Here is a 13042-nt window from a genome sequence, read left to right on the forward strand (position 1 = left end):
GCCGAATTAGGCCGATCGAGAGGGTCAGTTGGCGGGACGCTGAGTCAGATGAGTGAACGCGTCCAGATTCCGCGTGGACTCGCCGCGCGACACCCGCCACGCGTACTCCTTGCGGATCGCGCTGGCGAAGCCCAGTTCCAGCAGCGTGTTGAAGGAGCCGTCGGCCGCTTCGAGGACGGCGCCGAGCAGGCGGTCCAGCTCCTCGGGGGTGACCACGGAGAGCGGCAGCCGGCCGACCAGATAGATGTCGCCGAGCCGGTCGATCGCGTAACTCACGCCGAAGAGACGCAGGTTGCGCTCCAGCAGCCAGCGGTGGACCGCCGCGTCGTTCTCGTCCGGGTGGCGGATGACGAATGCGTTGAGGGAGAGCGAGTGCGCGCCGACGATGAGGGAGCAGGTGGTGGACAACTTGCGGGTGCCGGGCAGCTTCACCACGTAACTGCCGGACTCGGGGCTCTCCCACTCGAGCTCGGCGTCCTTCAACGTCGCCTCGATGACCTGCGCTGTTGCCGCTGCGGCGGATACGTCAGCCATGGGGTGAGCGTACGGCAGCGGTGGCTGTGCGCGGGCGTCGGCCGGGATGCGTGCATGGGTGCGGGCGTGGGTGCGCGGGGGTCTGCCGTGGCGCTCGCATGCCTCGGCCACGGGCTCGCGCGTACGTCAGCCGTGGTGCACGCGTACGCGACGGCGGTGCTCGTGCATCGCGGCGGTGTAGACGTCGGCGGTCGCGGACGCCGCCGTGCCCCAGCCGAAGCCCTGCGCGTGTGCGGCGGCTGCCGCACCCATCCTGGTGACGAGCTCCGGCGAGTCGGCGAACCGGGCCAGCTGCTGCGCGTACGCCTGCGGGTCGTGCCCGGGGATCAGGAAGCCGCTCATCCCGTCCCGTACCGCCACCGGCAGCCCGCCCACGGCCGCCGCGACGACCGGGGTGCCGGCCGCCTGCGCCTCGATGGCGACCAGGCCGAACGATTCGCTGTACGAGGGCATGACCAGCACGGACGCCGCCCGGAACCAGTCGGCGAGCCGGTCCTGCCCGACCGGTGGGTGGAACCGTACGACATCCGTGATCCCGAGCCGCGCCGCCAGCTTCTGCAGCCCCTCCGGCTTCGCGAGCCCGCTGCCGCTGGGGCCGCCGACCACCGGTACGACCATCCGGGACCGCAGCGACGGATCGCGGCCCAGCAGCACGGCCACCGCGCGCAGCAGCACATCGGGGGCCTTCAGCGGCTGGATACGGCCGGCGAAGAGCGGGATGAAGGCGTCCTGGGGCAGTCCGAGACGGGCCCGGGCGGCGGCCCGCCCGTCGGCGGGGCGAAAGCGTTCCAGGTTGACCCCGGGATGGACGACGGCGACGGCCGCCGGATCGGCCTCGTAGAACCGGACGAGCTCGTCCGCCTCCTCCGCGGTGTTCGCGATCAGCCGGTCGGCGGCGCAGACGATCTGGGTCTCGCCGATGACCCGGGCGGCCGGCTCAGGGGTGTCGCCCTCGGCGAGCGCCGCGTTCTTCACCTTCGCCATGGTGTGCATGGCGTGCACGAGGGGAACACCCCAGCGCTGCGCGGCGAGCCAGCCGACATGGCCGGAGAGCCAGTAGTGGGAATGGACCAGGTCGTAGAAACCCGGGCGCTGGCCGGCCCAGGCCTGCATCACCCCGTGGGTGAAGGCGCAGAGCTGGGCGGGCAGGTCCTCCTTGGCCAGACCTTCGTACGGCCCCGCGTCGACGTGCCGGACCAGGACGCCGGGCGCGAGCTCGACCGCGGGGGGCAGGGCACCGGTCGTGGCCCGGGTGAAGATCTCCACCTCGATGTTGATCGCGGCGAGCCGCTTGGCCAGCTCCACGATGTAGACGTTCATGCCGCCCGCGTCGCCTGTGCCCGGCTGGTGCAGCGGGGAGGTGTGCACGGAGAGCATCGCGATGCGACGGGGCTTGCGGTGACTGCCGGGGAAGGCGCCCGGGAACCTCAGGCGCGGCGCCATGCGGTTGCTGCCGAGCCGAGAGACGTACTGGCTCACGTCGTCCGGTCCTCCTCGCTCGGGGCATGACACCGAGAGGGCATGGCACCCCCTCGAAAGCCTGGAACAGCGGAAGGCACCCTTTCATTTCCGCTTGTGTTTCCGTTTTGCCAAATCATTACGATCGGCTACGGCGCGTCACCGCGGCCCGCCCGGGTCCGCGGGATCGTTAGGCTCGCTGTCATGCGCCCCATCGGCACCGCGACCCGCGGGACCACCAACCCGAACCGGCTCCGCCGCATGGACCGCTGGATCGCCGCCACGCACGGCCCTGCCCTGCGCCGTTCCGACGCCCCCGTAGCCGTCGACCTCGGGTACGGCGCCGCCCCCTGGACCGCCGTCGAGCTGCTGCACCGCCTGCGTACCGCCGAACCCCGCACCGCGGTCGTCGGCATCGAGATCGACCCGGAGCGGGTCGCGGCGGCGAAGCCGTACGAGCGCGAGGGGCTCACCTTCGTCCACGGCGGCTTCGAGATCCCGCTGGCCGGCCGCCCCACCCTCATCCGGGCGGCGAACGTGCTGCGCCAGTACGACGAGGGCGAGGTCGCCGCGGTCTGGCAGCGGCTGTGCGCCCGGCTCGCCCCCGACGGGCTTCTGGTGGAGGGCACCTGCGACGAGATCGGGCGGCGCCATGTGTGGGTGGCGCTCGGACCCGAAGGACCGCGCACGGTCACGTTCGCCACGCGCCTCGGCTCCCTCGACCGCCCCTCCGATCTCGCGGAACGCCTCCCCAAGGCGCTGATCCACCGCAATGTGCCCGGCGAACCGGTCCACGCCTTCCTGCGCGACTTCGACCGGGCGTGGGCCGCGGCGGCTCCGTACGCCTCACTCGGCGCGCGGCAGCGCTGGATCACCGCGGTGCGCGCCCTGTCGGGGGACTGGCCGCTGACGGACGGGGTACGGCGGTGGCGGCAGGGCGAAGTCACGGTGAAGTGGGCGGCGCTGCGGCCCGAGCAGTAGCCCGACAGACACGGAGCGGTGGACCGCGGGCGCCGAACGGTGGCCAACGGACTCTGACCAGACGCGATTCGGGGCGCATCCGGGAACACGGACGCGGCTCCGTTCGTCCCAGATGACGGGGAATGCCTCTGTTGCTTTTCGGTACGGCGTGGCACGATCACGACGTCGTGAAAAGTTACTGACGGTAAATCAGATCTGCTCGGAGGGGGAGCTCGTGAACCGACGTCACTGTGCCGCTGCTGCGCTCACTCTGGTCTGCGCTCTGGCCGTACTGACCGCGCCGGCCCAGGCCTTCGCCGCACCCGCACCCCCCTCCCCTTCTCACTCCCCCACAGGTCCGCAGAAGAAGAGCCTCGAAGAGGTACGCAAGGAGATCGAGGCCCTCTACCTCAAGGCCGAGGCGGCCACCGACGCGTACAACCTCGCCGAGGAGCAGACGAAGAAGCAGTCCGGCGAGATCGTCGAACTGGCGCAGGCGATCGTCGCGGGGCAGGCGAAGATTGCCGACCTCAAGAGCAGGGCGGGCGCCCAGGCCCGCGAGCAGTACCGCACCGGCGGGCTGCCGCCGGGCGCGCAGATGATGCTCAGCGACGACCCGCAGATGTTCATGGACGGCGTGAACAGGGTCTGGCAGGGCCAGCAGGCCGCCAAGGGAGTTCTCGGTGAACTGACCAGAACCCAGGAGGACTTGGAGACATACACCAAGGACGCGAGCAGTAACTGGAAGAGGCTCGAGGCCAACCGTCTCAAGCAGGCCAGGGCCAAGAAGCAGATCAACGGGCAGATCGCAGCGGCGAAGAAACTGGAATCGCAGCTGGAGAAGGAGGAGCGGGCGCGCCTCCTCGAACTGGAGCAGGAGGCGGAGTACAAGGCGCAGACCGCCTGGCTCGGCTCCGGCGCCCTCAAGGAGATCAACCGCGAGGCGAGCGCACACGGCAAGAAGGCGGTGGCCTTCGCGACGGCCCAGATCGGCAAACCGTACGTATGGGGGGCCGAGGGCCCCGGATCGTACGACTGCTCGGGCCTGACGTCCCAGGCGTGGGCGGCTGCGGGACGGCCGATCCCGCGCACCTCGCAGGAGCAGTGGCGGCAGCTGCCGCACATCGCCATCAAGGACATGCGCCCCGGCGACCTGATCATCTACCACGGTGACGCCAGCCACGTGGGGATGTACATCGGCGACGGCGCCATCGTGCACGCACCGCGCCCGGGGCGGAATGTGACGCTCGCCGGGGCGGGCTCGATGGAGATCCTCGGAGTGGTCCGCCCGGACCGGTGACCGGGCCACACACCGCCCTGTCCCGCCCGGCTCGATCCCGGGTGTCCCCGTCCGAGTGACCCACCCGAGCCGGCCCGCCGAGCGACCCCACCGTGCCGGCCCCGCGCGAGTGACCCGGACCACGCGCTCGCTCGACCGCGCCGTGAGTCACGCCACCCGCGCCCGCGCCTCAGGGGTGATGTTTGTCATGGCCCTCCGTCCGCCCACGGGCGGGCATTTCTCGCCGGATCCGTGACAGGACGCGGCTTATGGCTCCGCATATGCCAGGGGTCGGATGCCATTCGCCATTCCGTTCGCATGTCCGATACCGCTATCGTCCCGGTCTGGCGGGTCGTCGATCGTCGTCCCGCCGCGCCCTCGGGGGGAGGGAAGGAAACCGAACCTATGCCCGTACCCGTACCGCAGCAGCGTGTCGCTCCCGCTGCGGAGACCACCCACGTCGCCCACCTCACCCTCCTGGTGATCGAGGACGACCCGGCGGGCACCTTCACCGTCCCCGAGCTCCCTGCGGCGGCCGGCACCCGGGTCCGCATCCGCACCGCCCGCAATCTGACCGAGGCGGGACGGCTCCTCACGGACGACGTCGACTGCATCCTGCTGGACCTGGCTCTGCCGCCCAGCAGCGAGACACGCGCCGACGAGGGTGCCGAGGGGCCTGCCGAGCTCGCCACCCTCAAGCACGTCCTGCGCATCGCGCCGCGCCACGCCGTCCTCGCGCTCACCGCGGAGGACGACGCCGAGCTGGCCGCCGAGGCGGTACGCGTCGGCGCCCAGGACTATCTCTTCCGCGGCGAGCTCGACGGGCGGCTGCTCACGCGCGCCATCCGCTACGCCGTCGAACGCAAACGCGCCGACGTCGCACAGCACCAGCTCACCGAGTCGAAACTGCGCGCCCAGGAGAACGCCCGGCTGGAACGCGGACTGCTGCCCACCCCGCTGCTCCAGGGCTCCGATCTGCGGTTCGCCGCCCGCTACCGCCCCGGCCGCAGCCGTGCGCTGCTCGGCGGGGACTTCTACGACACGGTCCGCACCCCCGACGGCACCGTCCACGCGATGATCGGTGACGTCTGCGGCCACGGCCCCGACGAGGCGGCGCTCGGCGTCGAACTGCGCATAGCGTGGCGGGCATTGACGCTGGCAGGACTCTGCGGCGACGAACTGCTCTCCACGCTCCAGCAGGTCCTGGAGCACGAACGGGAGAGCGAGGAGATCTTCGCGACGCTCTGCACCGTCGACATCGCCCCCGACGGCCGGCGCGCCGGACTCTGCCTGGCGGGCCACCCCGCCCCGCTGATCACTCGCCACGGCCGGGCGGCGCAGCTGCTCCCGAATGAGGATGGCGGCCCGGCACTGGGCCTGCTGCCGCACGCCCGCTGGCCGCGCCGTCAGGTCGAACTGGGTGGCTCCTGGAGCCTGATGATGTACACCGACGGGCTGATCGAGGGCCGCGTCGGGCCGACCGGAACCCAGCGGCTCGGCCAGGACGGCATGGTCACGATGATCAACCGCCAGCTGGCGGAGGGGCTCAGCGGCGAGGCGCTGCTCGAGGCGGCCGTCGCCGAGGTGCGCGAGCTGAACGGCGGCGAGCTCACCGACGACGTCGCCGTCCTGCTGCTCGACCGCGACCGGAGCACCGACCGGAGTCGCGGTGGTGACCGGGGCCGGAGCGCGTCCCTTCCGCGCCCCCGCCCCGGATCGGCGTCACCCGCGAGCGCTCAACGCCCGCCGTTGTAGGGCCCGTACGGCCCGTCGCTGCTGGAACCACCGGGTCGGCCGCCGCCGCCCGAGACCGCCTTCAGTGCGGGCCGTACGTCGACCAGGAAGACGATCGACGCGACCGCGCCCGCAAGCTGCAGGAACAGGATCGGCACGAAGAGGTTCACGGCAACGGTGATGCCGAGCATGATCAGCCAGAAGGACTTCTTCTGCTTGTCCGCGGCGCGGTACGCATCCGCGCGTGCCGTCGCGGCCAGGAACAGTGCGACCACGGCCAGGACGAGCATGATCAGGTAGAGCAGCCAGATGAGTGTGCTGAACCCCGTGAGCAACATGGTGTGCACCGCCTAATAAATGGATGAGCGCCTCGCCGCCAAGGTACCGGGACAACGAGCCGGCCACCCCGAAAGGTGCCCGCCCCGCGCCCCGGTACACATCGGCCGCGGCGCTACTTGGCGGTCGGCGGCGTGGGCTTCTTCGCTACGGGCTTGCGCGCGGGCGTCGCCGCCTTCTTGGCGGGGGTGCTGGGGGTCCGGGTCTCCGCCTTGGCAGCGCTCTTCGGCTCGCTCTTCGCGGCAGGCGCCGGCTTCGGCTCGGACTCCCGCCGCGGCTCGACCACGACGGCGATCTCGACAAGATCCTCGGCGGTCTCGCCACGCCACGTCTTCACGGTCTGCTCGCCGCGCTCGGCGACCTTCTCGTACGTCTCCCGGGCCCGGACCGCGTACTCCGCGGCCACACCCAGGCCCCGCAGCGCCAGGTCCTGGGCGGACTCGCCGAGCTTCTTCAGATCGGTGTCGAGCGAACCGAGCACCTCGGTGACCTTGGCCTGCACGGTGGCCTGCGCCTCCTTGGCCTGCGTGGTCACCTTCTCCTGCACGGCCCGCGGGTCGGTGTTGCGCACAGCCTCGAACCGCTCGGGCGCCTCGGCCCGCAGCTGCTCGATCAGTGCCGGGACCTTCCGCGCCTGCTCGACGGCGAGGTCGGCCGTACCGGCGGCGAAGTAGAGGGGGGTCGGGTCGGTGAGGGTCTTACGCAGGTCATCGGTGATGGCCATGACTGTGGTCCTCCCGGATCATCAGACTCAGTTTGAGGGTGGTGAAGGCTTTGAAGCTGTATCGGCATCTGAGCCGTCGGCGCTGAGGCCCGATGCGTCACCGGTGTCCCCGGGGCCGGATTCGAACCCGTTCTCCTTGCGGAAGGAGTCATAGATCTGCAGCAGCACGTTCTTCTGCCGCTCGTTTATGGACGGGTCGGCCAGAATGACCGCCCGGGTCTCCAGCTCCCCCCGCTCCCGCTCGTCCAGAATCCCGGCCCGCACGTAGAGCGTCTCCGCGGAGATCCGCAGCGCCTTGGCGACCTGCTGCAGCACCTCGGCGCTCGGCTTGCGCAGCCCGCGTTCGATCTGGCTGAGGTACGGGTTGGACACCCCGGCCGCATCGGCGAGCTGCCGCAGCGACAGCTGGGCATTGCGGCGCTGCTCGCGCAGATACTCACCGAGATTGCCGACGTTGAGTGATGCCATGACTCGATAGTGCCCCCTCACCGCTAACTATTGCAAGCACATGCTTGCAATAGTGTCCCGCATCACGCTACGTGACCGATTGAGCGCTTCGACTGCGGCCGGCCTACCCGAGCCCGAGGCGCTGCTCCGCAACACCGATCGGGCCGCTCTGGATCAGGCAAGGGCCGTCCGCCTGTCCGGCAAACCCCCCAGGCTTTGGCGCGGGTGCAGGAACGGTCGGCGCGGCTGCGACGGCCGCCCGCGCAGCGGGAGTTCGGCCCGCGGCGGGGGTTCCGGCGGCCGGGCCTTGGCTAGTCTGCACGGGTGACCACCGACCTGACCCTGCTGCCGCGTGTCGCCTATCGCGGACAGGAGGTCACCGCGCCCCGGCTCCGCAGCCTCCTCGCACTGCTCGCGGGCGACTTGCGCACGGGCTGCAGCACCGAGCGGCTTGTGGCAGGGCTGTGGCCGGACGAGTTGCCGGAGCGGCCGGGAAAGGCGCTGCAGGTCCTCGTGTCCAGGGCCCGGGCGCAGCTGGGCGCCGACGTCCTGGTAAGCACGCCGACCGGATACCGGCTCACCCTCGCCGAGGACCAGGTCGACAGCTCCGCCCTGCTGCTGCACGCCGCCGCGAGCGCGGACCGGGCCAGGGCCGGGGACCACGCAGGATCGCTGGCTGCGGCCGAGGCCGGGCTCGCGCTGTGGAAAGGCACCCCTGACGGGGCCGGCGACACCGACGACCCCGTAGCCGCCTTGCGCACCGAGCGCGCCCCCGTCCGCAACACGCTCGTACGCGCGCAGGCGCTCGCGCTCGCCCGGCTGGGGCGGCACGCCGAGGCGGCCGGGCCGCTGGCCGTGGCCGCCTCGGAGCATCCACGCGACGAGGAAATACTCGCCGAGCTGCTGCGCGGCGAGGCAACGACGGCGGGCCCGTCCGCGGCGCTGACGCGGTACGAGGCGTACCGCCGTGAGCTGCGCGACGGGCTCGGCACGGATCCGGGCGCCGGACTCAAGGCCGTACAGCAGGAGCTGCTGCGCGGCGAGACACCTGCGGTCAGGCACGGCGTACCGCACGAGCCGAACCAGCTCCTTGGCCGGGACGAGGACATCGCGGCGGTGGAGCGGCTGCTGCGCGCTTCCCGCGCCGTCACCGTCGTCGGCCCCGGCGGCCTCGGCAAGACCCGGCTCGCGCACGCCGTCAGCCGCCGGGCCGAGCAGCGCGTGGTGTATTTCGTGCCGCTCGCCGGCGTCACCGCGGACGAGGACGTGGCCGCGGAGGTGGCCTCCGCGCTCGGCACGGGCGAGGGGCGGCCCGGCGCCGTGAGCGGCCACGCCTCGGCCGACCCGGTGTCCGGCATCCTCGGTGTGCTCGGCTCCGGGCCCGTGCTGCTGGTCCTCGACAACTGCGAGCAGGTCGTCCGGGGCGCCGCCGACCTCGTACAGGCCCTGGTCTCGTCCTCCAAGGACCTGCGGGTGCTCGCCACCAGCCGGGCCCCCCTTGGCCTCACATCGGAGGCGGTGTACGGGCTGCCGGAGCTCGGTCTCGACACCTCGGTCGAGCTGTTCACGCAGCGGGCCCGGGCCGCCCGGCCCGGCGTTGAGCTGCCGCAGGACGCGGTGGCCGAGCTGTGCCGCCACCTCGACGGGCTGCCGCTCGCCGTGGAGTTGGCCGCGGCGCGGGTGCGAGTCCTTTCGGTTCCGGAGATCGCCCGCCGCCTCGGCGACCGGTTCGCGCTGCTGCGCGGCGGGGCGCGGGACGTGCCCGAGCGCCACCGCACACTGCACGCGGTCGTGGAGTGGAGCTGGAACCTGCTCTCGGAGGACGTCAGGGCCGCGCTGCGCACGCTGTCCGTCTTCCCCGGCGGTTTCTCCGGCGAGGCGGCGGAGCAGGTGCTTGGCGAGGATGCACTGTTCCTCCTTGAGCAGTTGGCCGGTCAGTCGCTGCTCACCGTCGCCGACACCCCGGTCGGCGTTCGGTTCCGGATGCTGGAGACCGTACGGGAGTTCAGCGCGGCCCGGCGTGCCGAGGCGGGCGAGGACGAGGAGGCCGTCGGCCGGTTCCTCGCCTGGGCACGGGACTTCGGGGTCGCGTACCACGACGTGCTCTTCGGCTCGGAACGGCCGGCCGCCTGGGTGCGGATCAAGGCCGAGCAGGACAACCTCGTGCTGGCCCTGCGGCACGCCCTGGCCCGTACGGACGGCCCCACCATCGCTGCCCTCACCGCCGTCCTCGGCGCTCTGTGGTCCACCGAATCCAACTTTCCCCGCCTCGCCGCCCTCGCCGCGGACACCGGCCCGCCGCTGTCGCACTACTACCCTGGGTCCGAATACGTCGAAGTCGCCCGCTCCGCTGCGGTGTTGGGCACGGCGACCGTGTTCATGGGCTACGGCCCGCGCGCCGTACGCCAGCTCGTCACCCTCCGGCGGCTGCCCCCGCCCCCGCCGGACACGCTGCTGCGCGCCACCGCGGTCGTGCTGAGCGCGGTCCCCGAGATGCTGCCTCCCGACTACGACGTGCTGCGGGGGCTCTGCGACAGCGAGCAGCCGCTGGTCGCCGGCCTCGCCGAGTGCATCGCCTCCTACGTCTGGGAGTACGAGCACGACATCGACCGCGCGCTCGCATCGGCTCGCCGGATGGTCGCCGAACTGGCGCCGGTCGACAATCCGTCCGTGCAGCTCACGGTGCATTCCCGGCTGAGCGAGCTGTGTTTGCGTACGGGGCAGGGCGAGGAAGCGTATGGGCATCTCAAGGCGGCGCTCGAGGTGCTGCCGTGGCTCGGCGACGGGCACGACTACATCGGCATCCGCTCGCTCCTCGTCCTCGCCTGCCTGCAGCGCGGCGACCCCGACGAGGCCGAGTACTGGCTGCGGCAGGCGGAGGGCGACGACACCCCGCAGCAGGACGCCTTCTACAGGCCCGATCTCGTCGGGCGCGCCGAGATCGCGCTCGCCCGCGGGCTGACGGAGGTCGGGCTCGGCCTGTGGCGCAGCGCCGTGGAGCGAATGCTCGCGGCCGGCTCGATGCACAGCAGCGACTCCTGGCTCGACCCGTGGGCGTTTCAGATCCAGTCGGCGCTGGTGACGGCGCACGCGCACGCCGGCCGTCTCGAGCTGGTCGCGGAGCCGGTCGGCCGGCTGCGGCAGAGGCTGCGAACCCTGCTCTCCGGTCCGTCCCGCTCGCACCTGGAGCTCCCTGTGTTCGGGACGGTGCTGCACGCCCTTGGCATGGCGGGGCTCGCGTCCGGCGACGCCTCTGCCGTACGGATGATCGCGCTGGCCGAACGGCTGCGGGTGTCGCGCGATTTCCAGCCGACGATGTCGGCGGCCCGCGCCCGGCATGCGGCGAAGGACGCCGACAGGGCGGCGTACGCCGACGCGGTGTCGGAGTACGCCGCCCTGGAGCGGGACGAGTTGCGGGAGGCAGCCCGCACGCTCATTCCGGGTCGCGGTTGAACAACGCCGTCGACCAGCGGTGGCCGAGCGCGGACAGGCCGACGCACCAGAGGATCGCGATCCACCAGTTGTTGCCGATCTCGGTGCCGAGCAGCAGGCCGCGCAGGGTCTCGATGGCGGGCGTGAACGGCTGGTACTCGGCGATCGGCTGGAACCAGCCCGGCATCGTGTCGGCCGGGATGAAGGCGCTCGAGATGAGCGGGAGGAGGATCAGCGGCATTGCCATGTTGCTGGCCGCCTCGGCGTTCGGGCTGGCCATGCCCATCCCGACCGCGATCCAGGTGAGCGCCAGGGCGAACAGCGCGAGCAGCCCGAACGCCGCCAGCCACTCCAGGGCCGTGGCGTCCGTGGACCTGAAGCCGATGGCCACGGCGACGGCACCGACGAGGACCAGGCTGGCGAGCACCTGCAGCACGCTGCCGACGACGTGCCCGATGATCACAGAGCTGCGGTGGATCGCCATCGTACGGAAGCGGGCGATGAGGCCCTCGGCCATATCGGTGGAGACGGACACCGCGGCCCCGATCACGGTGCTGCCGATGGTCATCATCAGGATGCCTGGGACGATATAGGCGATGTACTCGGAGCGATCGGCGCTACCGCCACCGATGCCCGCGCTCATCACGTCGCCGAAGATGTAGACGAAGAGCAGCAGCAGCATGATCGGCGTGAGCAGCAGGTTCAGGGTGAGGGACGGGTAGCGCCGCGCGTGCAGCAGGTTGCGGCGCAGCATCGTGTTCGAGTCGCGTACGGCGAGGGAGAGGGCGCTCATCGGACAGTCTCCTTGGGCTGGTTGGGGACGTTGGTGGAGCCGGTCAGGGCGAAGAACACGTCGTCGAGGTCGGGGGTGTGCACGGTCAGCTCGTCCGCCTCGATACCGGCGGCCTCCAGCCAGTCGAGGATGGAGCGCAGCTCGCGCTGGCTGCCACCGCTGGGGATCTGCAGCGACAGCGCCTCGTCGTCCCTGGTGACCTCGCGCAGCGCGACGGCGGCGGACTGGTACGCGGACGGATCGGTGAAGCGGAGCCGGACGTGCCCGCCCGGGATGAGCCGCTTCAGCTCCTCGGCGGTGCCCTCGGCGGCAATCTTCCCGTCGTTGAGCACGGCGATACGGTCCGCGAGCTCGTCGGCCTCCTCCAGGTACTGGGTGGTGAGGAAGACGGTGACGCCGTCGGAGACCAGCTCGCGGATGATCCCCCACATGTTGTGGCGGCTGCGCGGATCGAGGCCGGTGGTCGGCTCGTCGAGGAAGATGATCCGCGGGTTGCCGACCAGCGTCATGGCGATGTCGAGGCGGCGCTTCATGCCGCCGGAGTAGGTGGAGGCGGGCTTCGTCGCGGCCTCCACCAGGTCGAAGCGCTCAAGGAGTTCGGCGGCGGTACGGCGGCCCTCGCTGCGGGAGAGGTGGTGCAGGTCCGCCATGAGGAGCATGTTCTCCTCGCCGGTGATCAGGCCGTCGACGGCGGAGAACTGGCCGGTGACGCCGATCGCGGCCCGCACGGCCTGCGGGTCGGCAGCCAGGTCGTGGCCGCCGACGTGCAGGTCGCCCGCGTCGGCGGTGATGAGGGTGGAGAGGATCTTGACGGCGGTGGTCTTGCCGGCGCCGTTCGGGCCGAGCAGGGAGAAGACAGTGCCGGTCGGCACCGCCAGGTCGATGCCGTCGAGGACCGTCTTGTCCCCGTAGGCCTTGCGCAGCCCCTTGGCCGCGATGGCGAGAGAGTGCGGAGTCGTTGTCGTCATGCCGCAGAGGTTGCGGCAGGGCGCATTCAGCGCGGTTTCACGATGGTTTCAGTGCCCTGAAACCAGGGTTGCCTCGGGTAGCTGTGGTGCGCCGGCCCTCCGCGAGGAGTTCGCGGAGTTCATGCACCGCCTCCCGGATCCTGGCCGCGAAGGCGTGCATGCCTTCTGCCACCGCGAGCGGGGTGGACAGGTACACGTGGGAAGCGGTCCGGCAGGAACACGTACGCGACGCCGATTCAGCGGCTGCTGGTCGAGCCGAAGCCGAAGTACTGGATGTTCACGGACGGAGCCGAGATGGTGCTGAGGTAGTCGTCGCGACCCGAGGCGAAGGAGTTCATGACACGGTCGGGCGAGAAGTGGGGCGCCGCGTATGCCGC

The 13042-nt window shown here is 71.3% G+C and carries 11 protein-coding genes and 1 pseudogene; 4 read left to right on the forward strand and 8 right to left on the reverse strand.

Annotation, left to right across the window (positions count from 1 at the left end; genetic code table 11):
- Positions 1 to 24: 24 nt before the first annotated feature.
- Both ABZV38_RS00200 and mshA read right to left on the reverse strand, forming a co-directional pair.
- Entirely contained in the window at positions 25 to 534 is a 510-nt protein-coding gene (locus tag ABZV38_RS00200) for a YbjN domain-containing protein (protein WP_356322887.1), read from the reverse strand.
- A gap of 126 nt (positions 535 to 660) precedes the next feature.
- Positions 661 to 2013 carry a D-inositol-3-phosphate glycosyltransferase gene (mshA, locus tag ABZV38_RS00205; RefSeq protein ID WP_356322889.1) on the reverse strand — a complete coding sequence of 451 codons (1353 nt, stop codon included), beginning with the start codon at positions 2011 to 2013 and terminating at the stop codon, positions 661 to 663.
- Positions 2014 to 2196: 183 nt separating this feature from the next.
- Here mshA and ABZV38_RS00210 point away from each other — a divergent pair, with 183 nt between their 5' ends.
- From ABZV38_RS00210 to ABZV38_RS00220, 3 genes are all read left to right on the forward strand, one after another.
- Positions 2197 to 2973: a class I SAM-dependent methyltransferase gene (locus ABZV38_RS00210; RefSeq protein ID WP_356322891.1), complete on the forward strand. Its 777-nt coding sequence runs from the start codon at positions 2197 to 2199 to the stop codon at positions 2971 to 2973.
- A 214-nt stretch (positions 2974 to 3187) separates the two neighbouring features.
- Positions 3188 to 4252: an NlpC/P60 family protein gene (locus ABZV38_RS00215; RefSeq protein WP_356322893.1), complete on the forward strand. Its 1065-nt coding sequence runs from the start codon at positions 3188 to 3190 to the stop codon at positions 4250 to 4252.
- 384 nt (positions 4253 to 4636) lie between these two features.
- On the forward strand, positions 4637 to 5986 hold the full coding sequence (locus tag ABZV38_RS00220; RefSeq protein ID WP_356322895.1) for a fused response regulator/phosphatase: 1350 nt from the start codon (positions 4637 to 4639) through the stop codon (positions 5984 to 5986).
- On the opposite strand, the gene ABZV38_RS00225 is transcribed toward ABZV38_RS00220, so the two are convergent.
- The 3 genes from ABZV38_RS00225 to ABZV38_RS00235 all read right to left on the reverse strand — a co-directional run bounded on the left by ABZV38_RS00225 (position 5968) and on the right by ABZV38_RS00235 (position 7493).
- On the reverse strand, positions 5968 to 6303 hold the full coding sequence (locus tag ABZV38_RS00225) for a DUF2516 family protein (protein WP_356322898.1): 336 nt from the start codon (positions 6301 to 6303) through the stop codon (positions 5968 to 5970). The two genes, ABZV38_RS00220 and ABZV38_RS00225, sit on opposite strands and share 19 nt — an antisense overlap.
- Before the next feature lie 113 nt (positions 6304 to 6416).
- On the reverse strand, positions 6417 to 7025 hold the full coding sequence (locus tag ABZV38_RS00230) for a hypothetical protein (RefSeq protein ID WP_356322900.1): 609 nt from the start codon (positions 7023 to 7025) through the stop codon (positions 6417 to 6419).
- A gap of 27 nt (positions 7026 to 7052) precedes the next feature.
- Positions 7053 to 7493 carry a helix-turn-helix transcriptional regulator gene (locus ABZV38_RS00235; RefSeq protein WP_356322902.1) on the reverse strand — a complete coding sequence of 147 codons (441 nt, stop codon included), beginning with the start codon at positions 7491 to 7493 and terminating at the stop codon, positions 7053 to 7055.
- A gap of 303 nt (positions 7494 to 7796) precedes the next feature.
- Between ABZV38_RS00235 and ABZV38_RS00240 the strand changes: the two genes are divergently transcribed.
- The gene (locus ABZV38_RS00240) at positions 7797 to 10925 is read left to right on the forward strand and encodes a BTAD domain-containing putative transcriptional regulator (RefSeq protein WP_356322904.1); all 3129 of its coding nucleotides are present in this window, start codon (positions 7797 to 7799) and stop codon (positions 10923 to 10925) included.
- Here ABZV38_RS00240 and ABZV38_RS00245 read toward each other — a convergent pair.
- The 3 genes and pseudogenes from ABZV38_RS00245 to ABZV38_RS00255 all read right to left on the reverse strand — a co-directional run.
- A complete protein-coding gene (locus ABZV38_RS00245) occupies positions 10906 to 11697 on the reverse strand; it encodes an ABC transporter permease (RefSeq protein WP_356322906.1) in 792 nt (263 codons plus the stop codon). The genes ABZV38_RS00240 and ABZV38_RS00245 overlap by 20 nt on opposite strands.
- Positions 11694 to 12665: an ATP-binding cassette domain-containing protein gene (locus tag ABZV38_RS00250; RefSeq protein ID WP_356322908.1), complete on the reverse strand. Its 972-nt coding sequence runs from the start codon at positions 12663 to 12665 to the stop codon at positions 11694 to 11696. The genes ABZV38_RS00245 and ABZV38_RS00250 overlap by 4 nt, the downstream gene beginning before the upstream one ends.
- 37 nt (positions 12666 to 12702) lie before the next feature.
- Positions 12703 to 12982, reverse strand: a pseudogene (locus tag ABZV38_RS00255) (hypothetical protein); the annotation flags it as partial.
- Positions 12983 to 13042: the final 60 nt, after the last annotated feature.

The organism is Streptomyces sp. NPDC005181, assembly GCF_040608395.1.
GTDB lineage: Bacteria > Actinomycetota > Actinomycetes > Streptomycetales > Streptomycetaceae > Streptomyces.

Coding starts and splice junctions, on each gene's coding strand:
- ABZV38_RS00230 (WP_356322900.1), bottom strand. CDS start 7,025: ATGGCCATCACCGATGACCTGCGTAAGACCCTCACCGACCCGACCCCC.
- ABZV38_RS00200 (WP_356322887.1), bottom strand. CDS start 534: ATGGCTGACGTATCCGCCGCAGCGGCAACAGCGCAGGTCATCGAGGCG.
- ABZV38_RS00245 (WP_356322906.1), bottom strand. CDS start 11,697: ATGAGCGCCCTCTCCCTCGCCGTACGCGACTCGAACACGATGCTGCGC.
- ABZV38_RS00250 (WP_356322908.1), bottom strand. CDS start 12,665: ATGACGACAACGACTCCGCACTCTCTCGCCATCGCGGCCAAGGGGCTG.
- ABZV38_RS00220 (WP_356322895.1), top strand. CDS start 4,637: ATGCCCGTACCCGTACCGCAGCAGCGTGTCGCTCCCGCTGCGGAGACC.
- ABZV38_RS00235 (WP_356322902.1), bottom strand. CDS start 7,493: ATGGCATCACTCAACGTCGGCAATCTCGGTGAGTATCTGCGCGAGCAG.
- ABZV38_RS00210 (WP_356322891.1), top strand. CDS start 2,197: ATGCGCCCCATCGGCACCGCGACCCGCGGGACCACCAACCCGAACCGG.
- ABZV38_RS00225 (WP_356322898.1), bottom strand. CDS start 6,303: ATGTTGCTCACGGGGTTCAGCACACTCATCTGGCTGCTCTACCTGATC.